23 protein-coding genes are annotated in these 23,757 nt (G+C 39.4%); 2 read left to right on the top strand and 21 right to left on the bottom strand.

Annotated elements, in window-relative coordinates; genetic code table 11:
- Window positions 1–26: 26 nt before the first annotated feature.
- The 10 genes from RB215_RS05465 to RB215_RS05420 all read right to left on the bottom strand — a co-directional run bounded on the left by RB215_RS05465 (window position 27) and on the right by RB215_RS05420 (window position 12,062).
- On the bottom strand, window positions 27–758 hold the full coding sequence (locus RB215_RS05465) for an RNA methyltransferase (RefSeq protein ID WP_041454384.1): 732 nt from the start codon (window positions 756–758) through the stop codon (window positions 27–29).
- Window positions 759–825: 67 nt separating this feature from the next.
- Complete coding sequence (locus tag RB215_RS05460; protein ID WP_309216991.1) at window positions 826–2,877, bottom strand: FUSC family protein; 2,052 nt, start codon at window positions 2,875–2,877, stop codon at window positions 826–828.
- Window positions 2,877–3,737, bottom strand: a complete 861-nt coding sequence (locus RB215_RS05455; RefSeq protein ID WP_309216990.1) for an HlyD family secretion protein — start codon at window positions 3,735–3,737, stop codon at window positions 2,877–2,879. Before RB215_RS05455 ends, RB215_RS05460 begins: the two co-directional genes overlap by 1 nt.
- Entirely contained in the window at window positions 3,737–3,946 is a 210-nt protein-coding gene (locus tag RB215_RS05450; protein ID WP_011327763.1) for a DUF1656 domain-containing protein, read from the bottom strand. Before RB215_RS05450 ends, RB215_RS05455 begins: the two co-directional genes overlap by 1 nt.
- 243 nt (window positions 3,947–4,189) lie before the next feature.
- Window positions 4,190–5,113, bottom strand: a complete 924-nt coding sequence (gene speB, locus RB215_RS05445) for an agmatinase (protein WP_011327762.1) — start codon at window positions 5,111–5,113, stop codon at window positions 4,190–4,192.
- Between the two features lie 2 nt (window positions 5,114–5,115).
- The gene (gene speA, locus RB215_RS05440) at window positions 5,116–7,029 is read right to left on the bottom strand and encodes a biosynthetic arginine decarboxylase (RefSeq protein WP_011327761.1); all 1,914 of its coding nucleotides are present in this window, start codon (window positions 7,027–7,029) and stop codon (window positions 5,116–5,118) included.
- Window positions 7,030–7,403: 374 nt separating this feature from the next.
- Entirely contained in the window at window positions 7,404–7,847 is a 444-nt protein-coding gene (locus RB215_RS05435) for a hypothetical protein (protein WP_011327760.1), read from the bottom strand.
- A 201-nt stretch (window positions 7,848–8,048) separates the two neighbouring features.
- The gene (locus tag RB215_RS05430; RefSeq protein ID WP_167376930.1) at window positions 8,049–8,219 is read right to left on the bottom strand and encodes a hypothetical protein; all 171 of its coding nucleotides are present in this window, start codon (window positions 8,217–8,219) and stop codon (window positions 8,049–8,051) included.
- A 1,354-nt stretch (window positions 8,220–9,573) separates the two neighbouring features.
- Complete coding sequence (locus RB215_RS05425) at window positions 9,574–11,139, bottom strand: BCCT family transporter (RefSeq protein ID WP_011327758.1); 1,566 nt, start codon at window positions 11,137–11,139, stop codon at window positions 9,574–9,576.
- A 569-nt stretch (window positions 11,140–11,708) separates the two neighbouring features.
- Window positions 11,709–12,062, bottom strand: a complete 354-nt coding sequence (locus tag RB215_RS05420; protein ID WP_011327756.1) for a YkgJ family cysteine cluster protein — start codon at window positions 12,060–12,062, stop codon at window positions 11,709–11,711.
- Between the two features lie 352 nt (window positions 12,063–12,414).
- Here RB215_RS05420 and cysZ point away from each other — a divergent pair, with 352 nt between their 5' ends.
- Window positions 12,415–13,128, top strand: a complete 714-nt coding sequence (gene cysZ / locus RB215_RS05415; RefSeq protein ID WP_172459247.1) for a sulfate transporter CysZ — start codon at window positions 12,415–12,417, stop codon at window positions 13,126–13,128.
- A 72-nt stretch (window positions 13,129–13,200) separates the two neighbouring features.
- On the opposite strand, the gene rlmM is transcribed toward cysZ, so the two are convergent.
- The 11 genes from rlmM to hemA all read right to left on the bottom strand — a co-directional run bounded on the left by rlmM (window position 13,201) and on the right by hemA (window position 23,084).
- On the bottom strand, window positions 13,201–14,286 hold the full coding sequence (gene rlmM, locus RB215_RS05410; RefSeq protein WP_011327753.1) for a 23S rRNA (cytidine(2498)-2'-O)-methyltransferase RlmM: 1,086 nt from the start codon (window positions 14,284–14,286) through the stop codon (window positions 13,201–13,203).
- Between the two features lie 9 nt (window positions 14,287–14,295).
- A complete protein-coding gene (locus tag RB215_RS05405; protein ID WP_041454382.1) occupies window positions 14,296–14,664 on the bottom strand; it encodes a DUF423 domain-containing protein in 369 nt (122 codons plus the stop codon).
- 19 nt (window positions 14,665–14,683) lie between these two features.
- Window positions 14,684–15,313 (bottom strand): alpha/beta family hydrolase, encoded by a 630-nt coding sequence (locus RB215_RS05400; RefSeq protein WP_182683214.1) that lies wholly within the window; start codon window positions 15,311–15,313, stop codon window positions 14,684–14,686.
- A gap of 1 nt (window position 15,314) precedes the next feature.
- The gene (locus RB215_RS05395) at window positions 15,315–16,211 is read right to left on the bottom strand and encodes a transcriptional regulator GcvA (RefSeq protein WP_011327750.1); all 897 of its coding nucleotides are present in this window, start codon (window positions 16,209–16,211) and stop codon (window positions 15,315–15,317) included.
- Between the two features lie 110 nt (window positions 16,212–16,321).
- The gene (kdsA, locus tag RB215_RS05390; RefSeq protein WP_011327749.1) at window positions 16,322–17,176 is read right to left on the bottom strand and encodes a 3-deoxy-8-phosphooctulonate synthase; all 855 of its coding nucleotides are present in this window, start codon (window positions 17,174–17,176) and stop codon (window positions 16,322–16,324) included.
- A 9-nt stretch (window positions 17,177–17,185) separates the two neighbouring features.
- Complete coding sequence (locus RB215_RS05385) at window positions 17,186–18,439, bottom strand: DUF819 domain-containing protein (RefSeq protein ID WP_011327748.1); 1,254 nt, start codon at window positions 18,437–18,439, stop codon at window positions 17,186–17,188.
- 14 nt (window positions 18,440–18,453) lie between these two features.
- A complete protein-coding gene (locus RB215_RS05380; RefSeq protein WP_011327747.1) occupies window positions 18,454–19,284 on the bottom strand; it encodes a tetratricopeptide repeat protein in 831 nt (276 codons plus the stop codon).
- A gap of 148 nt (window positions 19,285–19,432) precedes the next feature.
- The gene (locus tag RB215_RS05375) at window positions 19,433–19,807 is read right to left on the bottom strand and encodes a SirB2 family protein (protein ID WP_011327746.1); all 375 of its coding nucleotides are present in this window, start codon (window positions 19,805–19,807) and stop codon (window positions 19,433–19,435) included.
- An 83-nt stretch (window positions 19,808–19,890) separates the two neighbouring features.
- Window positions 19,891–20,730 carry a peptide chain release factor N(5)-glutamine methyltransferase gene (gene prmC / locus RB215_RS05370; protein ID WP_086997954.1) on the bottom strand — a complete coding sequence of 280 codons (840 nt, stop codon included), beginning with the start codon at window positions 20,728–20,730 and terminating at the stop codon, window positions 19,891–19,893.
- A gap of 5 nt (window positions 20,731–20,735) precedes the next feature.
- On the bottom strand, window positions 20,736–21,821 hold the full coding sequence (gene prfA, locus RB215_RS05365) for a peptide chain release factor 1 (RefSeq protein WP_011327744.1): 1,086 nt from the start codon (window positions 21,819–21,821) through the stop codon (window positions 20,736–20,738).
- A 6-nt stretch (window positions 21,822–21,827) separates the two neighbouring features.
- Entirely contained in the window at window positions 21,828–23,084 is a 1,257-nt protein-coding gene (gene hemA / locus RB215_RS05360; protein ID WP_041454381.1) for a glutamyl-tRNA reductase, read from the bottom strand.
- Between the two features lie 83 nt (window positions 23,085–23,167).
- On the opposite strand from hemA, the gene lolB reads away from it, so the two are divergent.
- Window positions 23,168–23,755, top strand: coding sequence for a lipoprotein insertase outer membrane protein LolB (gene lolB / locus RB215_RS05355; protein ID WP_309216987.1), 588 nt, complete (start codon window positions 23,168–23,170; stop codon window positions 23,753–23,755).
- The last annotated feature ends 2 nt before the right edge of the window (window positions 23,756–23,757 follow it).

The following is a 23,757-nucleotide window of genomic DNA, read 5'->3' as shown; positions in this document are numbered from 1 at the left end:
TTATAAACATTAACCTTGCTTTAGTTTTAAGCTTGGCGTTTAAAATTATCTAAAATAATACCGGTTGCCATAGCCACGTTCAGCGACTCAGCCTGACCAAAAGCCGGTATGGTTATTTTATCAGTTACTAATTTGGCACACGCTTCGCGTATACCGTGCGACTCACTGCCCATTAATAACACGCCTGAACCTGTAAATTGAGTGTTGTGCACATTTTCCCCGTCTAAAAAGGCACCATAAATTGGTAATTTTAATGTGGCTAAATGCGCAGGCAAATCGACTTGGCTTACCGACACTCTTACAAACGAGCCCATAGTGGCACTAATTGTTTTAGGGTTGTATGCATCGGCGCTATCTGTACTGGTTACAATATGTTTAATACCGTACCAATCAGCAACTCTAATAATAGTGCCTAAATTGCCCGGATCAGATACGCCATCAAGTGCTAATATTAAGCCACTGGTTTGTAGTTGTGCTGCTTGTGGCATATTTACAATAGCAATGGCGGCATTGTTACTAACCAGCGTACTTGCTTTTGTTAGCAGCTCTTCCTCGGCGCAAATAAAATTAATACCCAGATACTGTGCTTGATAGGTATTTATAAATGCCTCGGTAGCAAATATATCAACCGCCTTTAATGGGCTGTTTAATAACTCAAGTACGTTTTTTTCACCTTGTACAAGGTATTGATTAAATTGCTTGCGGTACTTTTTTTGGCCAAGTTGGCGAATAAGTTTGAGTTGGTTTTTTGAAATCATAACAGCCCCATAAAATGATGCGCACAGTATAGCAGATCTCATACCGACTTCTGAACTCGAAAAATAGCTAAAGTAGTGAGTTTGGGGTCTTAATACTATTGGCGCTGCGCTCAAAGGTTAAATTAATCCGCATAAACATTCCTTGTATTGCCTCAACCTGCTGCGACTCTCCTAATATACACACTAACTCTTGATATAACGCGTCGCATGCATGTTTAAACCGCTGATCAACTTGACCTTTACTTGCCAGCAAAAATGCATCGGCAAGAGCATGCTGCCACAGTGCAAAATATTTTAGATCTTTACCTGCTACGTTTTCGCACACAGAGCGTAATCGCACTGCTGCGTGGCCTAAATTTAATGCGGTTAATGCCAAGTCAGTAATAGCGCGAGACTGCGAACCTTGGTCGTAATGAGTGAGTCGTAATAATCGGTCGGCCATCCGCTGGTTATACCAAACAATAGGCGCACTGTGTTTATTAATATCGAGCAGGTCTTGATGGGTTGCTTTAAAAATTCTATGCACTAATAACTGGGCGTTTGGCCCTGTAATTAAATGAAAAACCCAAAATAAAATAGCTACCCCAGTAAAAATAGCCATTGCAGCACTCAGCGTATAATCAATTGAAAATGCTCGGCTCATATCGGTACTTGGGCTCACCAAAATAGAAAACGGTATACAAAAGCCTAATCCGTAAGGCAGGGTTTCTCTATCGGCAAGTAGTAATAAACCAATAAAGTAAGGGCCAGCTAATACCAATATGAGTATTTCTAATTGCCCACCACTGTAGGCTAATAAGTTAAGTGCATAAAAAATACTGACAAAACTAGCAACCACAACTCCAATCATTATCCGCTTTAACACCACACGCAAAACAATGAGTGGAAAACGCGCTAACATAATTGAAAATATCACCGGTAAAATCATAATCATTATTGCTGCCGGCGATCCTGTGCTTACCCAAATACACGCGCCAATAAAAAACACCATAACGGTGCGAAACCCAACAATTATTGCCGCTAACGGATCACGGTAAGTTACTGTGCTAGGTGCATTTAGCAGCCTTGTATCGCGCTCTTCAAGGGCGCGATAAGCACGCAGCAACACTGTTAACTCTGTGGCTATATCAACACTAACATTGAGCATATGCGATTCAAAGGGCAGCTCACTGCTATTATTCGCACGATATTCGGTTAACTCTCGGCGCAAGTTTTTTACTTGTTCTATGCAATCATCAACACTGTTTGCTTGCGCTATATTTGCTAAAACCTGTTTGAGCTGAGTAAATAATTGAGTCAGTAGCGGGCTCATCAGTTTTGTATGGCTACGTTGTAAACGGCCAAATATTTGAATTAACGCCAGTAAAGATAATACTTTTTGCGACAGTTGATTTGCTGCACGAGCGCGCCCAGGACCTTTAGGGCCTTCGTAACGCACCGCGCTAGAATCTTCGTTAACTGCGCCTAAGGTTGCCAAAATGCCATCTATTTGCTGGTGTCGTTCTTCGTGCGAGCCTTGTATGTTTAGCTCAGTAACTAGGTAATTAAGGGTTTGGTTTATTAGTGACTTTGCCTGAATTTGCAGCCCATTCTTCACTTTTACTGGCCAAAATAAATGGCTCACAATGCCGGCGCAAATTGAGCCAATTATAATTTCGCTCATACGCGATTGGGCAATACTAAATACAGCTTGGCTACTTACGGTGGTAGGGCTTGCTATTACCAGTAACACTATAATTTCGGCGGTAACCGCCGCCATAGCAAACCCATAAATAAAATTTGTTTGCCTAACCAAAGCCGATAACGTTGAGTTAATACCCAGCCACAACCCCAGTATGCCCAGTGCTAAGTAAGGGTAAGATATGAGCTGCGTTAATAGTAATATGCCAAACAAGCCGCCTATAACAGTGCCTACTATTTGGCACAGAGCTTTTTCGGCCACTAAGCCACTCTCTGGGCGTATTTGTAAAAACACCGCTGAAACTAAAGCCCAGTAAGGGCGATCTAAATTAAGAAACAAAGCAACTGTAAGCGCCATTGCCATAGCAATTACGCCTTTTAGTGCAAAAATAACAGCCTGCTTTTTAGGTAAAAACAGGTTACGCAGCACAGCCTCCATTAGCGCTCAACAAGTCGAATAGTTGCGGTCATTCCGGCACTAAGCTGAGTATCTGCAGGAAACACGTCTAATTTAATATCCACCGGAATGCGCTGCGATAAGCGTACCCAGTTAAAGGTTTGCTGAACTTGTGGTAAACGCTGGCCATTACTTTGCGTATTAGTATTAGCAATTGCTTTACCTATACTCATTACCTGACCAGTTAAAGGTTTACCACCACTTAACAAAGCTACATTTGCGTGTTGCTTTAAATGAATAAGAGGGATTTTGGTTTCTTCAAAGTAGCCTGTTACATAAAAAGAGTCGGCTTGTACAATGGCAAATACCGACACGCCTTGAGCAACATAATTGCCTTGGCGTAAATCTAAGTTAATTATGTAACCCGACACAGGTGCAACAACTTGGGTCCTATCAAGGTTTAACTGCGCTACTGCTTGTTCTGTTTTAGCGAGTTCATAGTTTGCTTTTGCTATTTTTGTATTAATTCGCGTTGCTTCTAAACTTTCTTCACTAATTGCTTGTTGGCTGTTTAATGCTATTCGACGCTCGTATTTATGCTTAGCAAGCTCCCAGGTATATAATGCATTTTCGGTACTGGCTTTACTGCGCTCTAGCGCTGCCTGATAACGCTTAGCATCAACACTAAAAAGCAGATCCCCTTGCTTTACACTTTGCCCGTCAATCATGTTTAAATGAGTTACCCAACCAGACACATCTGGCGCTACCGTAACTATATTGGCTCTAATGCGGCCATCGCGGGTCCATGGTGTATGCATGTAATCATTCCATACCCAACGCCCTGCAAATACGGCCATAAAAATAACCAGTACTGTAACTAAAATACGTAAATATTTGGCCATTAAATTATTCTTCCACTTAATAAATATACGGTTAATGCTAAGTAACATACAAATAAAGACACCTCAAACCAGGCAACCCGCCAAATGCGATCGTGCCAATCTAAACGGTGCAAAATAAAACGACTCAGCGCTGTTAATAAAAATGCTATGGGAAAATAAACAACCAAAGGACTAAATTCTAGCCCTCCTAAAACAACAGCCTGAAGCATAAAAAGGTATCCTATTTTAGTTTTTATAAGTGGATAATTAAGCTCAGTATAGACTGAGCCTGACGAGCTTATAATAGAATGATATGTAAATAACCTAAATTCAGGTTAAATAACACCAAATTACTGCATAACGGTATTAAATAAACACGACTAAAAAATTATACTACTTTTATGGGGCGCAAAAAAATAGGGCACGCTTTAAGGGTGCCCTATTCATTAGTATTTTCTTTAGTTTAATTTAGTTTAATACTTATTTTTATATGCCCATAAGTGCAAAAGCTCATGCGCAATGGTTGCTGCAGCAATGGCGGTTACTTCACTTTGATCATACGCTGGCGATACTTCTACTACATCCATACCTACCATATTAATGCCTTTTAAAGCACGTAATATTTTAAGTACTTTGTCTGATGTTAAACCACCACACACAGGAGTACCTGTACCAGGTGCAAACGCAGGATCAAGGCAATCAATATCAAAGGTTAAATAAACCGGTAAATCACCTACTCGCGCAATTATTTGCGCAGCAATATCGTTTGCCGATAAATCGTTGGCTTGCATGGCATCAATCACTGCAAACCCATGCTTGCTTTGATCAAAGTCGGTGCGAATACCAATTTGAATACTGTGCTCTAAATCAATTAACCCTTCCATTGGTGCATGATAAAACATGGTACCGTGGTCGTAGCGTGAGCCATTACTGTAAGTATCTGTGTGCGCATCAAAGTGCACCAAAGCCATTTTGCCATGTTGTTTTTCATGCGCACGTAGCAATGGTAAAGTCACAAAATGATCGCCACCTAGCCCTAACAAGGTTTTACCTTGGCTTAATATTTTACTCGCGGCTTGTTCAAGCTGCGCCGTAAAATACTCAGCGTCGCCTACCGGATAAGTAAAGTCTCCAGCATCGGCCACTTTTAAATGCTCAAATAATGGAAACGTCCATGGATACTTAGTGCCTTCCCACGCTAAATGCACCGATGCACGACGAATCGCGTCTGGGCCTAAACGTGCACCTGGGCGGCCCGAGGTCGCCATATCAAATGGTAAACCAAGCACTACTACATCAGCGTCAATCGCGGTAATATTTTGCACCATAGGACAACGTAAAAAGGTCATCCCATTGGAATACAATGAGTGATCTGGATGATCAAACAAAGTCGACATACTTATAGCTCTTCTAAATAAGTGTAGCCATCAAGGCCATTTTGCAATTCGTCTAAAACGCTTTGCTGTTCGTGTTCTGCAATTTTGCTACTTACCAACTGCTGATACGACTGCTGAAAACTCTCAACGTCTAAATGCACGTAACGCATCATATCGGCTACTGTATCGCCTTGGTTTATTTCGGTAATGCTGGCTACGCCGTGCTCATCCATATTCACCATAGCGCTGTGCGTATCGCCAAATAAATTATGCATATCACCTAATATTTCTTGATAAGCACCCACCAAGAAAAACCCCATTAAATATGGTTTATCTGCACTAAACTCAGGTACTGGTAGTGTACTTTCAATGCCTTGACCATCAACATAATGATTAAGTGCACCGTCAGAATCACAAGTAATATCCAGTAATACTGCACGTTTTTTTGGCGCTTCGGTTAAGCCACTTAATGGCAACACCGGAAACACCTGATCAATTCCCCACGCATCTGGCAGTGATTGAAACAACGAGAAATTTACAAAAAACTTATCGGCTAAACGTGCATTAAGCTCGTCAATTATTGGCCGATGAAAGCGGTTTTTGTTGTCCATGTGCTTATTAAGCTCATAACACACACGTAAATTTGTTTGCTCAGCCCACGCACGCTGGGTTAAGTTTAGTAACCCCATTGCAAACTGATTATGTGCTTCGGCTAAATCGCCTTGGCTATCGTGATAAATCTCAATTAATGCACGGTCATCAGTTAATACATGCAATTGCTGCCACGACATCCACATATTTTTAAGTAACTGCGGGGCATCATCAGCCGGTGCTTCAATTTCTTCAGGTGTATAACTTTCAGTACCAATCACATTTGAAATAAGCACAGCATGGTGCGCGGTTAATGCCCGCCCCGACTCCGAAATAATAGTTGGAAACGGCTGTTCATACTGCTTACAAATGTCGCCTATGGTGTACACAATATTGTTAGCGTATTCAGCTAAGCTATAGTTCATTGAGTTATGTGACTGGCTACGAGTACCATCGTAGTCAACAGCTAAACCACCGCCCACATCAAGACACTCAATTTTTGCACCTAGTTTACGTAACTCGCAGTAAAAACGTGCTGCTTCGCTTACACCTAAACGTACATCACGAATATTCGCCATTTGCGAACCTAAGTGAAAATGCACCAACTGGACTAAATCAAGTTGATCCGATTCTTTCAAACGATTAACCACATGCAAAACTTGTGATGCCGATAAACCAAATTTTGATTTTTCGCCGCCACTTGCTTGCCATTTACCTTTACCTTGCGATGCCAAGCGCACGCGAATACCAATGCGTGGCTTTACATTTAATTCTTTAGCTTGGCTAAGAACCATGTCGAGTTCAGAGAGCTTTTCAAGCACTATGTATACTTTATGGCCTAGCTTTTCGCCTATTAGCGCTAAGCGTACATATTCTTTGTCTTTGTAACCGTTACATACAATCACCGCACTGGTTTTTTCAGCCAATGCAAGTACGGTTAATAACTCTGGTTTGCTACCTGCTTCTAAACCTAGTTGTTTTTTTTCTAGTTGTGCTTGGCTGGCAACAATTTCTTCAACCACTTCACGCTGTTGGTTTACTTTAATTGGGTAAACTAATAAATAATCTTTAGGGTAGCCGTAATCTGCAATCGCGGTATTAAATGCAGCACATAAGCTGTGCACACGATGATGTAATATTTGCGGAAAACGTACTAATGCAGGCAAACTTAAGCCTTTATCTTCTAGTTGCTTAGCAATGTCCGTCAGTGCAATAGTTTGCTCTGGCGCATCGGCTTTAGGGGCAACATATACATCACCTTGTTCATTAATACCAAAAAAACCTTGGCTCCAATGACGAACATTGTAGCTCGTACGAGCTTGTTCTAGTGATGTTGTTTCTTTCATTTATCTTTCTCTTTTATTTAGAAATGCCGAACTGGCTAATTGCGCGCATTAAAAGAAAAATAGCGGTTTAAGTCCAACAAGAATTTTTACTCGTAACGAGTAAATTTTAATGTTAAAAATTAGAAACAAAGTAACGCTAAAGATCATAGCGCCTCAGAGGCAGGTAACATAAAGGAAGAATCTAAATTGCGCTTAATATACGGCTTTTATTACAACTTTTGTTATTAAGGATTGCAGATATATAGCGTAAAATTAGTTGCTAAATTGCGGCTTGAAAAGCCAATATTAGCGATATTAAAATAAAAACAGGGTACAAGCTAAAGTCGGATAAACGCAGCGCCACCCGACAAATTATAGCTTATTTAATAACTCACCTAGTCCAATACTTTTATCTGATTGAGTGATGTTATATTTATATGCGTTTGAAAATAGTACTTTCCTGTTTTTTTACCCATAGCGTAAAAATCAATTATCATACGTTTAGCCTCGCCCGTAACTTCAACTGTTTTATTAATAAAATATAAATCGGGCGAAGTTCCATACTTTTTTATAAAAGCATTTACTGTTCTAGGGTGAATAGCGACACTCACATTTCTTCTATCTCTATAATCCAATTCTGTATTTAAATAGATACCACTGTTTTGAATGCCCGCCGCCTTTATTGATAACTTAAATACGCCTTTTATTCCTGCAGGAGCGACTTCTTCGGTGAGGGCAATTAAATTCATAGTGCTGGTTATATCCGAGTTAGATATAACTTTAGGTGTTGATGTACACCCACTAAGAATTAAAATAGAAATTAAAACAAAATACTTCATCTATACAACTTCCTTGTTAATCAAATTTGTGAGGCTAGCGTACTTTTACTTAAGCCTAATATTAATAATAAATGAGCTACTATAATACGCTATAAGCAACTTTATTAGTTTAAAAATATATTATGCGCCCTTAAATAAAACGTAGTATTTATTAGTCGCTTTTACCTAAACAAACACATGGCGCAAAAATAATGCCGCTAATTAGTCTTTTTTATCTATCGTTATTTCAAGCGTTTTGCTATTCCCAGCAAACCACTTCTGAACATACAAAGATCCAACAATAGGGGCAACGCCTTCATCTGGGACTTCTTTGTAACGAACACTGTTTTTTGTTTCTTTTTCGTATTCAAAAGTTACTACTTTTTTCGACATAAAATACTCCTTATACTCACATTTATACCTAGGATAATAATTTAATAGTTTTAACAAATAACTTAAAGTATTGCTACGTAATCATTTTTAAATAATCTAAAAATATTTTTCCGCTATAATTACGTATTACATTCAAGGCCGTCATACTCTTTAAAAGTGTTGGTTAATATTACCGCCCCCTTACAAGCCAAACGCGTAGAATATAAACCAACTTAAAACAATACCTTAACTAAATTAATACTTAAATGAGTACTGCTTTCAGTTTAAAAATAATGGTTATTTAACCCATAAATTTAATCTTTAATTAAAGCATCTAAGAGAGCTTGAAGTTATTATTTAAGCTGCTATATTGGAGCTATGAAAACATATATTTTTTTATTTAATTATATTATTTGTTTGGGGAGCTTCGCCCTAAAATTCCCCGCTTAAGCGGACGCTTCTCTGCGTCCATCTGTTTCACAGAATTTACTATTAATTTTTAATTTAACTTTTAATTTAGGCCATTCTCGGCAAGCTTTCTATCGCCTAGATTAAAGTGAGATTTAAATATTACTGTGTTTTTATTATCAATATTATTTATGCGCTATTGTTTAGCGTGTGGCAAATTTGGTTATTAAATACAGTAAAAGCATAAAGTTTCTTCGTTTAGTTTTAAGCAATATAAACGAAGATCAGTAATTATTTAATCTTATTAAAGGAGGTGAATAGCCGATTGATATTGTTTCTTTAATTTTTAGTTTACTAAAAGCAGAAGTAATTAATTTGTTATTTATTAATAGGTGATGATATGTCTAAAAATGATATGAAAAAACCACAGTTATCGTTAAAAGAAAAACGTAAGTTAAAACAAGAATCGAATACAACAGAAGTAGCAAAGCCAAGGAAAAAGAGAAAGGCTTAAGTTACTTTAAGTAACGCTAACTTTTAATGTTATTAGCTATGCCTTTAATTAGGCAAATAAAGTGAGCTGCGGTGGTTATTTACGATGAAGCCGAACGTGGATCAGCCGGCTTATCGGTAGAAGGAAACTAACCCCGCTCCACTTTTAATGCGAATAATTTATAAGTAACTAACGTTTATTTTCGACAAAGTCTGGAGGTAACTTACCTTGATTGTTGTTAGGTTTTTAGTTTGTGAAAAAAGCATTTTAAATTAATCTATTATTTATTGTTTAGGTGGTGAATATGTCTAAAAATGATAAGAAAAAACCCGCTTTATCGTTAAAAGAAAAACGTAAACTGAAAGAATCAAATACTGTTGAAGTTGCAAAACCAAGAAAGAGAAAATCTAAGTAATAACAAAAAAGGGCGCCAATAATATTGGCGCCCTTTTTTATGCTCTAATATTAGCTGTATTATTTATATAAACCTTGCTCAGTAGCCATTTTTTTCGCAATTTGTGGAGCCGTCCAAAGTGATGGTAACAACACAAAAGATACTGGTACGGCGGTTACTACAATAAACGATTGCAGTGCAGAAATACCACCAGAACCTATCGAAATTAATATTGCTGCCATAACTCCCATCATAATGCCCCAAAACACTCTAATGGGTGTTTGCGGATGATCGTTACCTGTCATTACCATAGATACCGAGTAGGTCATAGAGTCACCCGTGGTTGCTACAAATATTGTGGTTAAAATTAAAAACAACACCGATATAACAAAGCCCATAGGCAGCTGCTCAGTAATGGCCAACAGCGCAGCGGGTAAATTTAAGCCCGCAAAGGGTTCTGAAATAACACCCGGGTTTGCTAACTCAAAAAATATTCCTGAACCACCCACTATCGTAAACCAAAAACAAGTAATAACAGGAGCAATTATTGAGATAAGTGTGATCATTTCACGAATAGTACGGCCGCGCGAAATTCGTGCAACAAACATAGCCATTAAAGGTCCGTAACCTAAAAACCAGCCCCAAAAGAATACTGTCCACCAGTCTAACCAAGCGGTATCGGCACGAAAAGTGGCCATAGGAATAAAGTTATTAATATAAAGCCCAAACGAATGAATATAGCTATCAAAAATAAAGGCTGTAGGCCCCATCAGCAAAATAAACAGCATTAACGCCACGGCTAAAATTACATTAAAGCGACTGAGTAATTGAATTCCTTTAGTAACACCACTTACGGCAGATAGAGTATAAATTGCAATTAAACTAAATAAAATGGCCACTTGAGTGGTGTAAGTATCTGGAATACCAAATAGTTTTTCTAAACCAAAACTTACTTGCAAGCCTAAAAAGCCAATAGGGCCTACCGTGCCTGCTACTACAGCTATAACACAACACGAATCGACAATAGCACCAAATGCGCCTTTCATTACGCGATCGCCAAATACCGGATACAACAAAGTACGCGGCTTAAGCGGTAAACCTTTTTCGTAATGTAAATGCATATACACTATGCCAGTCAGGCTGCCTAAAATAGCCCAGGCTAAAAAACCCCAATGCATAAAGCTTTGCGCTAAAGCATTAAATGCAGCCTCTTTAGTGCCTGATTCACCACCAAAAATTGGCGGCGGCGAAATAAAATGTGCCATTGGCTCAGCAGCAGCCCAAAACACCCCGCCACCAGCAAGGAGTGTACACATAATAATGCTGATCCACTTAAAGGTAGTAATCTCTGGCTTTTTTAAGCCACCTAATACCACTTTCCCGGTACGTCCAAAGGCTAAAAACAACCCAATTATAAAGGTCGAAAGCAATAATATTTGCCAAAAGGCACCAAACGTTTTAGTAGAAAAAGCAAAGGCGGTATTGATCCAACCCGACATCAAATCAATATCATAAAGTGCTAGCACAGCAAATAGCACAAGGATGCCACCACTGATTAAAAATACCGGTATATCAACCCCTGCCAAATACTTTATTGTAGATGAATGCTCATCCTTATGTTGTTTTGTTACTCCAGTGGTACTCATTTATCGTCTCCTGATGGATTTTTAGTTACCGACATAGCGACATACCACAACACCCACCCTAAATACGAAATTACACAATGAAGCGACGCTAATCAAAAGGTTAAATTATCTTTCGATCTTGCTTTATTTCGAGTTTAGAAAATGCCATAACAAATATCTTAACTGCCAATTTGTGAATATTTTACCCTTTTCAGCAACCTAATCCAACGGTACTCTAATTATTAATAGTGAATTTACACAATAGCAAAGCCTTGCTTACAGCTATTTTTAATAATAAACAAATATAAAACAACAATTTTGAAGGGGCTAGGCAAACAGAAATGGCAATATAAATAAAGAGATGCGAAAGTGTAGCTGTAAAACAAGCTGCATAAGGCTAAGTATATTAATAGTCAAATGCATAATTAATCTCGTAATAAATTTAATATGTATTGATAGTATTTTTGTAAAATAACTAAGAGAGTGTTTGGAATAAACTTATTGATGGTTTTTAAATTATTAGCAACGCGTATAACATACATAAAAAAAGCGCTTAATAAGCGCTCTATTACTTTAATAAATACCGATACTTACACTAATACTTGACGCGTGTTTGCTATAAAGTGATGTACTTCACGCTCAATTTTAGGGTCAACAGGTTCGTCTGGTCGACGATCATTCGGGCAAGGCATTCTTGGCGTAGTACCAAATAAGCGACAAATTAATGGACGCTCGTCATATACAGTGCAGCCATTGGGACCAAGATGTACACAATTGAACTCGTTTAACGCCGCTTCATGCTCGGCATCTGTTTTTACCGGTAAGCGCGACATTTCCTCTGAAGACGTTGTTACTGGCCCGCAGCAGTCGTGGCATCCTTTTACGCATTCAAACGCTGGAATATTAGCGCGTAATCGTAAAATTACTTCCTGATTTTTGTACATCACTATTTATACCCTTTATTTTTGCAACGCACTGACGCGGCAACTTTACTAATTTCTCCACAACGCATCAAAGCGATGCCTAAGCCTAGAGTGGCTAGATCAGCTATAGTACGCTTTGCACTGCCCAAAAATCAAGCTAAGTTAGCATTTAGTTACGCCATAGCGCTAATATACACAGCTTATAAACTAAATATTATTTATTAAGCAGGATGAATAAAGTAGTAAGCTGGCCGTTGTTATTATTTTACTTAAACACTTTGTTACCTAAAAATACTGTTTAAAATTACTCAGCTATTTATACTAGTGCAAATGAAAAATATTTTTTGAGGTAGTTGTGCAGATCATACAAGGTATGGAGTATTTTTTTTCGGGTTTTAAATTAATTACTCAAAAGGGATTAAAGCGTTTTGTGTTTATTCCGTTGTTAATTAATATTTTACTTTTTGGTAGCTCGTTGTTTTTTTTATTTGGCTGGTTAAGCGACAGTTTTAGCTACATAAATAATATGCTACCCGAGTGGTTAAGCTGGCTTGAGTGGTTAATGTGGCCCATTGCCCTGTTAATAGTGCTGTTTAGCTACAGTATGTTATTTACTGTAATCACAAACTTTATTGCCGCACCTTTTAATGGTTTACTCAGTGAAAAAGTTGAGTTGCATTTAACAGGTCAAAAAATTAATGATGATGGCTTTGCTGAGTTATTAAAAGATGTGCCACGCATGCTTGGCCGAGAGTGGACAAAACTTTGCTATTACCTTCCCCGCGCCATTGGCTTTTTTATATTGTTATGGGTGTTGCCGGTTATAGGGCAAATACTATGGGTGCTTTTTTCGTGTTGGATGTTTGCCGTGCAATACCAAGATTACGCGTTCGATAATCATAAAATCAGCTTTAAGCAAATGAAAACCGATTTACAAAGCAAGCAAGGTTTATCGTACGGGTTTGGTTTTGCAGTAATGTTGCTAACAGCCATTCCGTTGGTAAATTTAATTGTAATGCCTGTTGCTGTTTGTGGTGGCACCAAATTATGGGTTGATAACTTTCGCAGCCAATACCGAAATCAATAATATGAAATAAAAAATGGGTCACTTGACCCATTTTTTATTTAACCTTAACTCTGGTTATTTACTAATTCATCATTAGCTATACAAGCTTTGTGGCACTTTGGTCACATTTAAATGCACGGTCACTTCCTCGCGATCATGATATAAATGCTTAGCTTGTAACTCATAGCTTATACCGTATTTTTCCAGCTCTGCTCTGATCATGCTTAAGCACTCGTAAACACTATCAAAGCGTTTTTTCATTGGCAGCTTTAAGTTAAAAATAAGCTCTTTAGCATATGCATTTACTGCCCAGTCAATCATTAGGCTGGTTACTTTAGTTGGCTTTTCTACCATGTCGCATACTAACCAAGTAATGTTGCGTTTTTCTGGGCGATATTTAAAGCCATCGGCCCTAAAATGCTTTACCTGCCCTGTTTGCATTAAATCGTCGTTCATTGGGCCATTATCTATCGCGCTTACAAACATACCACGGCGCACTAACTGATAAGTCCAGCCACCTGGACACGCCCCTAAGTCAACACTGCGCATTCCGGCTGCAACGCGTGACTCGCGTTGTTGTTCTGGAATAAACACATTAAATGCTTCATCTAATTTTAAAGTAGAGCGGCTTGGCGCATCACTTGGCATACGTAAACGTAAAATACCCATAAAAAATGGCGAGTTATTAAAGCTATACGAGTAACCCACATAAGCGGTGTTGTTAGTTAAAAACAGTACATGCATTACTGGGCGGTTTGCTTTTGGCTCGCGCAGTACAATATTACGTTTTTCGAGGGCTTTTTTAAGGGGCGTTGATATTTTTTTACAAAAGGTTAACAGCTCTTTGCCTTCGTTGGTATCGGGGGTTTCTACACGTAGCTCAGAGCACAAGGTAAAATCTTTAGCAGCCTCTACAACGGCCCCTACACGATCTTCTACTGGCATGTTTTCGATCAGCGTACCAGCAAACCATTGACGAGCAAACACCATGTTTTTAAAATCAACTTTTTTAATTATTTCGTCGCCATGCTGCGCGTCAAAACACTCATAAATAACATAACCGGTATTTGGCTTTGCTTTAACATAACCGGCAAAACCTTGCTCGGCAGCGTGGAACGTTATTTCAGCAGCGGCATCGTTTTCAAACCCACTACGACAGTAAATCACAACACTAGACATATTAACCCTTTAAAACTTAAATCGTGCAACTTGCACTAAAATAACAATCCAACCAATAATAAAGCATAAACCACCCAATGGGGTTATTGGGCCTAGCCACTTCATACCTGTTATGGCAAGTAAGTATAAACTGCCACTAAAAAGCAGTGTGCCCGCAATAAAAAAACCGCCAGCCCAATTGAGGTTAATACCCCACTTAATTAATACCGCCACAGCTATAAGCGCTAATCCATGCACCATTTGGTACTCAGCTGCGGTTTTAAACACACCTAATGAGTACTCCGACAGTCGGCTTTTTAAACCGTGGGCGGCAAAAGCCCCTAGCATTACCGACAGCATACAAAAAAAGCTCCCGGTCATTAAAAATAATTTAATCATTTATTACTCTCTCGAATACTTATTTAACAATGCATTTTATAAAACGCACAGCACTTTGTACTGCAGTTGCTCGATTTTGCGCCTCACTAACGCCACTTTTTTTACGCGGTTTTAGTGAATGGTCGCCATCGGGTAGCCAGCAATATTCTGGTTGCTTGGGCATTAACATAGTAGCTAGCTCCTCACGAGTACCAAACGTATCGCGCTCACCTTGTAATACCAAAAATGGGCAGCCTATATCAGCAAAGTGATCGGTGCGTAGCTTTTCAGGCTTGCCTGGCGGATGAAACGGATAGCCAAACGCTAATACACCTAAAATAGCATGCTCGCTAGTACAGGCAAGCATTGACGCCATTCGTCCCCCCATAGATTTGCCACCAATAAATAACGGCAACCCTGGCTGTGCATGGCTAAGTATTTGCTCATAGTAGCTAAGCAATTTAGGCGCGCGATCGGGTGGGCGGCGTTTATTGGTTTGTTTCGCTATTTGCATATATTCAAAATCAAATAAACCAACATCAATCCCTTGCTCACTAATGAGTTGTGCCATATTTTGCATAAACTCATGGTCGCTACCGGCTCCTGCACCATGGGCAAAAATAAACTGTGCTATAGCTGGCTGCTGTGTACTTTTAAACCATTCAATCATATTAATACTCTTGTTCTTGCTCTACTAAGCTCAGCATCCATTCTTTAAATGACACTATTTTACCCATTTCAGTTTGCGACTCGCGCAGCACTAAATAATAAGCGTTTTTACTCTCTAAACTATGATTAAACGGGATCACTAATCGTCCGGCGTCAATATCGGGCTTAGCGAGTACACTATTGCCTATAGCCACACCTTGGCCATGTACTGCGGCTTGTAACACCATAGATGAGTGACTAAAAATGGGCCCTTGGTTAACTTGCACATTACGTACACCGGCGGTTTTCATCCATGTTTTCCAATTTTTACGTGTGGTGTCGTGCAATAAGGTATGGTGCGCTAAATCACTGGGTTGATTAAGTGGCTTAATGCCATTTAATAATAGCGGGCTACATAGCGGCACTAAATACTCGGTATGTAACTTAAATGTTTGCACCCCACTCCAATGCCCACGGCCATAATAAATAGCAACGTCGACATCGTCGGTTAAAGAGTTTTCGTCTAGATCTTGCGCTTTTATTCGCACGTCTATTTCTGGGTGTAACTCATTAAATAAACTTAATCTGGGTACTAACCACTGAATCGCAAAGCTTGGCGTTAAGCTTACCGTTAAAGAGCCTTTTGCACCTCGTGCTAGTAATTTTTCGGTGGCGTCTATTAGTTGGGTAAATATTTCTTTTATATCGAGAAAGTAACCCTGCCCTTCTTCGGTTAATAATAGCGAGCGGTTTCTGCGTATAAATAGCTTTAAGCCCAAATGTTCTTCTAATGTTTTTATTTGATGACTTACAGCGGCTTGCGTTACATATAGCTCTTCTGCAGCTTTGGTAAAACTTAAATGACGTGCTGCTGCTTCAAAGGCTTTAAGCGCGTTTAATGGAGGGACCCGTCTTGACATGATAACCACGCTTTGAATTAGTTTTTCTTATGCATGGAATTATATATTTAAGGTGTAAAAAAAGCGACCTTAGTCGCTTTTTAAATATTACCTAATATATAGGTTATAAATTATAAATCGCTGGCACTGGTATCAAGCGGTGCGAAGCTTTTAATTAAATCATCTACAGCTTTCATTTGCGTTAAGTAGCCTTCTAATTTACTCAATGCTAGTGCACATGGGCCATCGCATTTTGCTTCATTTGGATTTGGGTGTGCTTCTATAAATAAGCCTGCAATACCAAGTGCCATACCACTGCGGGCAAGCTCTGCTGCTTGAGCGCGACGACCATCAGCCGAATCTGCACGGCCACCTGGGCGTTGTAGTGCATGGGTAGCATCAAAAATAACAGGTGCCATTACTTTCATGTCATCCATGCCGAGCATATCAACCACTAAGTTATTATATCCAAAGCTTGAACCACGCTCACACAGTGCCACGTTGTTATTACCTGCTTCGTTAAATTTAGTAATAATATGGCGCATTTCGTGTGGGGCTAAAAACTGTGGTTTTTTTACATTTATAATTGCGCCGGTTTTTGCCATAGCAACAACCAAATCTGTTTGGCGGGCTAAAAATGCCGGTAACTGAATAACGTCAACTACTTCAGCAACAGGTGCTGCTTGATGTGGTTCGTGTACGTCGGTAATTAACGGAATATTAAATGTTTTTTTAATTTCTTCAAATATTTTTAAACCCTCGTCTAAACCCGGGCCGCGGTAAGAGTTGATTGATGAGCGATTAGCTTTATCAAACGACGCTTTAAATACATAAGGGATATTTAATTTAGTGGTTACTTCTACGTAATGCTCTGCAACACGCATGGCTAAATCACGAGACTCTAATACATTAATACCGCCAAACAATACAAACGGTTTGTTGTTTGCAAGTTCTATGTCATTAATTTTAATAATTTGGTTGTTCATTTTTATTCCTTATGGTGCAACTGCTTGCATCATTAATCCACAAATATAAGCCATATAAGTACCTACGCCATAGCCAAGTACCGCTAATAATACACCTACAGGAGCAAGCGACGGGTGAAATGCAGCGGCAACAACGGGTGCAGATGCCGCGCCGCCTACGTTGGCTTGTGAGCCTACCGCCATATAAAATAACGGTGCTTTAATTAGTTTAGCTACAATTAACATTAAGCTCGCATGGGTAAGCATCCATATAATGCCAATTACAAAATACATTGGTGTTTCAAAAATCGCCGTTATATTCATGTGTAAGCCGATTGATGCAACCAAAATATACAAAAATGTAGAAGCAACTTTCGACGCGCCAAACGATTCTATATGGCGTACTTTAGTAAACGATAAACTAATACCAATAGTGGTTGAGATCACGATTAACCAAAAAAACTTACTGTTTAAGCTGTACTCTTGTGCCCATGGGAAATTAGCACCAAAGTAAGGGCCTAAAAAGTCAGCACAAAAATGTGCCAAGCCGGTAATACCAAAGGCAATGGCAATAATCATCATATAATCGTTAAGCGTTGGCATGCGCGCATGCTCAGCATGATATTTTTCAACCCGGTTTTTAAGATCTTCAATGGCGCTGGTATCGGCACCTGTTCTTGCATCAATGGCTTTATGATTCGCTGCCATTAATAATAAAACGGCCATCCATAAGTTAGCAACAATGACATCTACCGTCACCATGGCCGAAAATATATCACCGCCAACTTCAAACATTTCTTTCATTGATGCTTGATTAGCACCGCCACCAATCCAGCTACCTGCTACTGTGGTCATACCGCGCCATACCGCATCGGGGCCATGTCCGCCAATTGCTTCTGGGTACACTGCGCTCATAATTAAAATAGCTAAAGGGCCACCAATAACAATACCAGTAGTACCGGTTAAAAACATAATGAGTGCTTTGGGGCCTAAGTTTATAATGGCTTTTAAATCAATACTTATAGTCAGCAGTATTAAACACGCTGGCAATAAGTAGCGTGACGCTACGTAATATACGTTTGATTTATTACCATCAACAATACCAAAGGTATTAAGTAATGAGGGCAAAAAGTAACATAACAGTAAAGCGGGTACATATTTATAAAATGCTTTAAAACCTGGGTGCTGGCTGTTAGAGGTTTTAAACACAAACCCTAAAATAATAGCCAGTAAACCAAGTACCACAGCATCGTTAGTAATTAATGCAGTTTGGGCTTCAACCATAGTTATTCCTATTTTTAATGGTGAGTTTTATTATTATTGTCTTCTAGTTCTTCTATTTGGTGTTGAATAATCTCTATTGCAGGATCGTCAGGGCATTCATCTACAAAAAACTGTAAATCGTCACGTGCCATTTTAGGGCAACCTAATTGATTGAGTAAATACCCTCTGTCGCGTCGCTCATAAGGGTCGTCACCAATTATATCCATCAGCATTTCGACGCAGTTTAACGCATGACCAAATTTATTTTCGCTAATAAACGACCACTTTTGCTGGGCTAAAAATAATTTATATACTTCGTCGTCAAAAATAAGCTCAAGTGGCTCTTGCTCTTGGGCATTATCTTCATCAACGTTTTCAGGAATGATATACCAGCTTTGTTGGCCGCTGCTTGGCTCAATGGTATAGCCTTCTTCATCACTCATAGCTACATGTATACCAATATCACCTTGGGTAATACTTACACAAGCGTCTAGTTTGGCATGTTGTAAAAAGTGGCTGAGTAAAATAGCAAGTGTTGTTGGTGAACCACTGCGCATAGTTAATGTATAGCTTATGCAATTTAATTTGTACTCTGGCACTTTTAAGCTAGAAGCACTAAACAGCCATTCACTATAAAAGCGATCTAATAGCTTATCTAAACGCACATGCTCGTCAGATGTTTGCAGACACAAAGCATCTATTTCCTGTTCAAAGGAAGTTAAAATTTCATAGCTAGGCGTTAAGTCAATCTGAGGGTCCCATTTAGATTCGGCTTGAATACAACGATAAATCGCCGGTGGCAAAAAATCATCATAAGCTTCATCAAAATAAGAATCATCGTGTTCATCAAACCCGAGGGTGGTCATTCATACTACAACATTTTAGAAAACGAAGGCGTAGTTTACTACTTTTTAAGCTAGATACCAATGTAGAGGGGCTTGAATGTGAACTTATGTTTAGAAATAGTTGAGCTTTGTACACAATTATACAAAGCTCAATTGGGCTAATTATTACTTATAAAAGCAGTGCCGACTTAGCGGTTGCTAAATAACCGATAGCTAAAATAACCAAAGTGTTAAAAATGGTATATGCTACTTTTGGTGCTGTTTTTGTTTGTTTTGAGCTAACAATACCAACGGCAATATAAATAACCACTAGCACTATTTTTTCTAGTAACCAATATTGCTCAAACGGATTAATTTTAGCGATCCCCATTAGCATTAATGCTGAAACAAGTAACAAAGTGTCTATGCCGTGGCTGCCAATAAACACCAGTTTATTTTTTGCCAACTTACCACTACCCATGCGTGAAAATGAGCGTACATAAAATAAAATTACACTCAACATCGCAATAGCCATGTGTGAATGTTTAACTGCTAAATAATCCATAGTTTTAATACTTCTGTTTAGTTAAATGTTTTTATTTTTAAAAACGAATAAGCAGTGCAAATATTACACTGCTGTAATTTAGTTTAAGAGCACTGTGCAAGTGTAACGCGATCGTTATTGCCTAAGTCTTTCACTGTTTTAATATTTATAAACCCCATTTGTGCAAAAAATTGGCTAACCGCACCACTTTGCTCAAAACCATGTTCGATCAAAAGATAACCTTTAGCGTGAAGATAGTCACGTGATTGGGTAATTATTTGTTTTATATCAGCCAGTCCATCATCATCTGCAACAAGTGCTGAGAGCGGTTCAAAGCGCACATCACCTTGCTTGAGGTGTATATCGGTTGTTTCTATATACGGCGGATTAGATACAATTAAATGAAACTTTTCGCCATTAAGCGCGCTAAACCAATTACTTTGCTTTACTTGCACATTATTAATGGCTAATCGCTGCTGGTTACGTGTAGCAAGTGCAACAGCATCAGCTACTCTATCTACTGCGGTAATTTGCCAAGTGGGCATTTCGCTCCCCAGTGCTAACGCGATTGCGCCAGTCCCTGTGCCTAAATCGAGCACCTTTGCATTACTTGGCACCGCCATTTCAAGCGCTTGCTCTACTAAGGTTTCGGTATCTGGACGCGGTATTAAAGTGGTGGCATTAACCTCTAGCGATAAACTCCAAAATTCACGTTGCCCTGTAATATGTGCAACTGGCTCGCCATTTAAACGCCTTTGGCAAAATGTATCAAATTGCTGCTGTTGCTCTGTACTAAGCGTGCTTTCTGGCCAAGTAAAAAGATAACTGTGAGGTTTTTGCAATATATGCAGTAGTAAAACTTGCGCGTCTAATTTAGCGCTTTCGCTGCTAGGTGCTAATAAATTAGCGCCTGCAGCAATTGCTTGTTCGAGGGTTTGGGTCACTATTATTACTCGTCGCCCATGGCCGCTAGTAAGTCGGCCTGATGCTCTTGCATTAATGGCTCTACAATACAGCTTAAATCACCGGCTACCACTTCGTTTAAGCGATATAGGGTTAAGTTAATACGGTGATCGGTAATACGACCTTGTGGATAGTTATAAGTACGAATACGCTCAGAGCGATCGCCACTGCCTACTAAGTTACGACGCTCAGAGGCTTCTGCTGCATCGCGCTTTTCGTCTTCAGCTTGTTGCAAACGCGCTGCAAGTACCGACATAGCTTTAGCACGGTTTTTATGTTGCGAGCGCTGATCCTGACACTCTACAACCACACCGGTAGGTATATGGGTAATACGAATAGCAGAATCGGTTTTATTTACGTGCTGACCACCCGCGCCTGATGCACGAAACGTATCAACTTTAAGATCGGCCGAATTAATTTCAATTGCCTCAGCTTCTGGTACTTCAGCCATTACCGCAACCGTACACGCAGAGGTATGAACTCGACCTTGCGATTCGGTTTCTGGTACACGTTGTACACGATGCACGCCAGATTCAAATTTCAGCTGACCAAAAACGCCTTCACCACTAATATTAGCAATTATTTCTTTATAGCCGCCGTGCTCACCTTCGTTGGTGGTCACCACATCTACTTTCCATTTTTTAGTTTCGGCATAACGGCTGTACATTCTAAATAAGTCGCCGGCAAATATAGCCGCTTCGTCGCCACCAGTGCCCGCTCGCACTTCTAAATACACGTTATTATTGTCTTTAGGATCTTTTGGCAGCATTAATACTTGAATTTCATCTTCTATGGTCAGTATTTGTGCTTTAGCTTCTTTGTATTCTTCTTGCGCCATTTCACGTATATCTGGGTCTGAATCTTTCAGCATTTCTTCTGCGCTTATTACATCTTGTTGCGCTTGTTGGTAGCTTAAAAACGTTTTTACTACCTCTTCTAAATCTGAGTATTCTTTAGAAAGTGCACGAAAGCGGTTTTGATCACGAATGACCGATGGGTCGCTTAGTAGCGCTTGTACTTCTTCATAACGCTCAACTAAGATTTCTAACTTATGATAAACGGATTCTTTCATTAACTGCTATTCCTGATCAATACCTAACATTTTTTTCAATTGGTTTAACTGAGCCACTTCACCTTTTTTCGCTGCATCTTGAATAGCACGGGTAGGCGCGTGCATTAAGCGATTGGTTAACTTATTGGCCAGCTCTAAAATAACTTTTTCGGCATCTTTACCTGTATTGAGCTGACTCACTGCTCGCTCTACAAGTTCGGACTTTATTGTTTGTACATCGTTTCGATAGTGGCGAATTAAATCCACCGAATCGAGTGAGCGTATCCACATTAAAAACTCTTTAGTGCGCTCGGTAATAATAACTTCAGCCTGCTCAGCGGCTTCTTCTCGGGCACTCATATTCTCGCTAACAATGGTTTGTAAGTCATCAACAGAATATAAATAAGCATCGTCAAGTTCACCCACTTGGCTTTCAATATCGCGAGGAACCGCAATATCAATAAACAACATAGGCTTATAACGACGCTGTTTAAGTGCTTGCTCCACCACACCCTTACCAATAATAGGCAGTGTGCTGGCGGTAGAACTAATAACAATATCGGCTTTATGTAAACGCTCAGGTAGCTGAGCAAGTGCAATTACATCACCCGATACTTGATCCGCTAAACTACGTGCACGCTCAAGGGTTCTGTTCGCAACCGTAATGTTTTGCGGCTCATTTTGGTACAAATGTTTGGCTACTAGCTCAATTGTTTCACCGGCACCAATGAGAAGTACATTGGTTTTATCGAGCTTGCCATAAATATGTTTAGCTAAATTAACCGCCGCATAAGCAACCGACACTGCACTGGCACCAATGTTGGTTTCAGTACGTACTTGCTTAGCAACTGAAAACGTTTTTTGAAATAATCTATCAAACGTCACGCCCACAGCATTATGAGTTTTAGCACTGTTATACGCTTGCTTTATTTGCCCCAAAATTTGCGGCTCGCCCAGTACGAGTGAATCTAGGCCACAGGCTACGCGCATTAAGTGATTTATAGCATCACTACCTTCATGGCAGTAAATGTTTTTACTCAGCTCATGTTCATCCAAACCATGGAAACTAGATAACCACTGCAACAGTGTTTGGGAATTTTGCTGTGCAAGGCTACAATACACTTCAGTTCGATTACAGGTGGAAACAATCACTGCCTCATTAAAATGGGCGTGGCCACTTAATTGCTGTAGCGCCTCTGAAATTTGCTCAGGGGAAAAAGCCACTTTTTCACGTAATTCTACGGGAGCGGTTTTGTGATTAATACCAAGTGCGATTATGGTCATATTTGCCAAATATTGATGAGCCCTACTTTAAAGGCCGCAATTTTATCAAAAATCTCAGGAATATGGAAAGTAAGGAGCAACATTTGATTCGACAATATTTTATTTTAGCGATGTTTTTCTTGTTTTTAGCCGGCTGCGCTCAAAAAAGAAACTTAGAAACAAACACTTACGAAAACTGGAAAACACATCTTGCCGAGCAAAGTATTTGGCAAGTAGAAGGTAAACTTGCTTTTATTAGCCCCGATGAGCGCCAATCTGCAAACTTAAACTGGCAACAGAGCCAAAATATCAATAATTTAGTGCTCACCACTTTTATTGGTACACGTATATTGTCACTCAAACAAACTGCAAATACGGCAGAACTAAACTATGATGGCGAGCAGTATTTTGACACTAATGCAACGGCATTACTAAAACGTTTAACTGGCTTTGCTTTACCGGTAAATAACGCCGACAGTTGGTTAAAAGGCACCATTGATGACCAAACTTTAAAGGTTGATCAATTAGGCCGCGCTAAAAGCGTATTATGGTTTGATAGTACAGGTAAAAAATGGCAAATTGAGTACGCTAGCTTTGTGCAAAAAAGCGGCTACTGGCTTCCCAGCAGACTGACCTTAACCCATCAAAAAATTAAAATTAAAATTCAACTCTACGATTGGCAGTTTAATTAACC

It is taken from the genome of Pseudoalteromonas sp. HL-AS2, assembly GCF_031198805.1.
GTDB classification, from domain to species: Bacteria; Pseudomonadota; Gammaproteobacteria; order Enterobacterales; family Alteromonadaceae; genus Pseudoalteromonas; species Pseudoalteromonas nigrifaciens.
Note: the sequence above shows the minus strand (reverse complement) of the source record. Positions and strands in the feature narration are given on the sequence as shown.

Coding starts and splice junctions, on each gene's coding strand:
- RB215_RS05465 (WP_041454384.1), bottom strand. CDS start 758: ATGATTTCAAAAAACCAACTCAAACTTATTCGCCAACTTGGCCAAAAA.
- RB215_RS05460 (WP_309216991.1), bottom strand. CDS start 2,877: ATGGAGGCTGTGCTGCGTAACCTGTTTTTACCTAAAAAGCAGGCTGTT.
- RB215_RS05455 (WP_309216990.1), bottom strand. CDS start 3,737: ATGGCCAAATATTTACGTATTTTAGTTACAGTACTGGTTATTTTTATG.
- RB215_RS05450 (WP_011327763.1), bottom strand. CDS start 3,946: ATGCTTCAGGCTGTTGTTTTAGGAGGGCTAGAATTTAGTCCTTTGGTT.
- speB (WP_011327762.1), bottom strand. CDS start 5,113: ATGTCGACTTTGTTTGATCATCCAGATCACTCATTGTATTCCAATGGG.
- speA (WP_011327761.1), bottom strand. CDS start 7,029: ATGAAAGAAACAACATCACTAGAACAAGCTCGTACGAGCTACAATGTT.
- RB215_RS05435 (WP_011327760.1), bottom strand. CDS start 7,847: ATGAAGTATTTTGTTTTAATTTCTATTTTAATTCTTAGTGGGTGTACA.
- RB215_RS05430 (WP_167376930.1), bottom strand. CDS start 8,219: ATGTCGAAAAAAGTAGTAACTTTTGAATACGAAAAAGAAACAAAAAAC.
- RB215_RS05425 (WP_011327758.1), bottom strand. CDS start 11,139: ATGAGTACCACTGGAGTAACAAAACAACATAAGGATGAGCATTCATCT.
- RB215_RS05420 (WP_011327756.1), bottom strand. CDS start 12,062: ATGTACAAAAATCAGGAAGTAATTTTACGATTACGCGCTAATATTCCA.
- cysZ (WP_172459247.1), top strand. CDS start 12,415: ATGGAGTATTTTTTTTCGGGTTTTAAATTAATTACTCAAAAGGGATTA.
- rlmM (WP_011327753.1), bottom strand. CDS start 14,286: ATGTCTAGTGTTGTGATTTACTGTCGTAGTGGGTTTGAAAACGATGCC.
- RB215_RS05405 (WP_041454382.1), bottom strand. CDS start 14,664: ATGATTAAATTATTTTTAATGACCGGGAGCTTTTTTTGTATGCTGTCG.
- RB215_RS05400 (WP_182683214.1), bottom strand. CDS start 15,313: ATGATTGAATGGTTTAAAAGTACACAGCAGCCAGCTATAGCACAGTTT.
- RB215_RS05395 (WP_011327750.1), bottom strand. CDS start 16,211: ATGTCAAGACGGGTCCCTCCATTAAACGCGCTTAAAGCCTTTGAAGCA.
- kdsA (WP_011327749.1), bottom strand. CDS start 17,176: ATGAACAACCAAATTATTAAAATTAATGACATAGAACTTGCAAACAAC.
- RB215_RS05385 (WP_011327748.1), bottom strand. CDS start 18,439: ATGGTTGAAGCCCAAACTGCATTAATTACTAACGATGCTGTGGTACTT.
- RB215_RS05380 (WP_011327747.1), bottom strand. CDS start 19,284: ATGACCACCCTCGGGTTTGATGAACACGATGATTCTTATTTTGATGAA.
- RB215_RS05375 (WP_011327746.1), bottom strand. CDS start 19,807: ATGGATTATTTAGCAGTTAAACATTCACACATGGCTATTGCGATGTTG.
- prfA (WP_011327744.1), bottom strand. CDS start 21,821: ATGAAAGAATCCGTTTATCATAAGTTAGAAATCTTAGTTGAGCGTTAT.
- hemA (WP_041454381.1), bottom strand. CDS start 23,084: ATGACCATAATCGCACTTGGTATTAATCACAAAACCGCTCCCGTAGAA.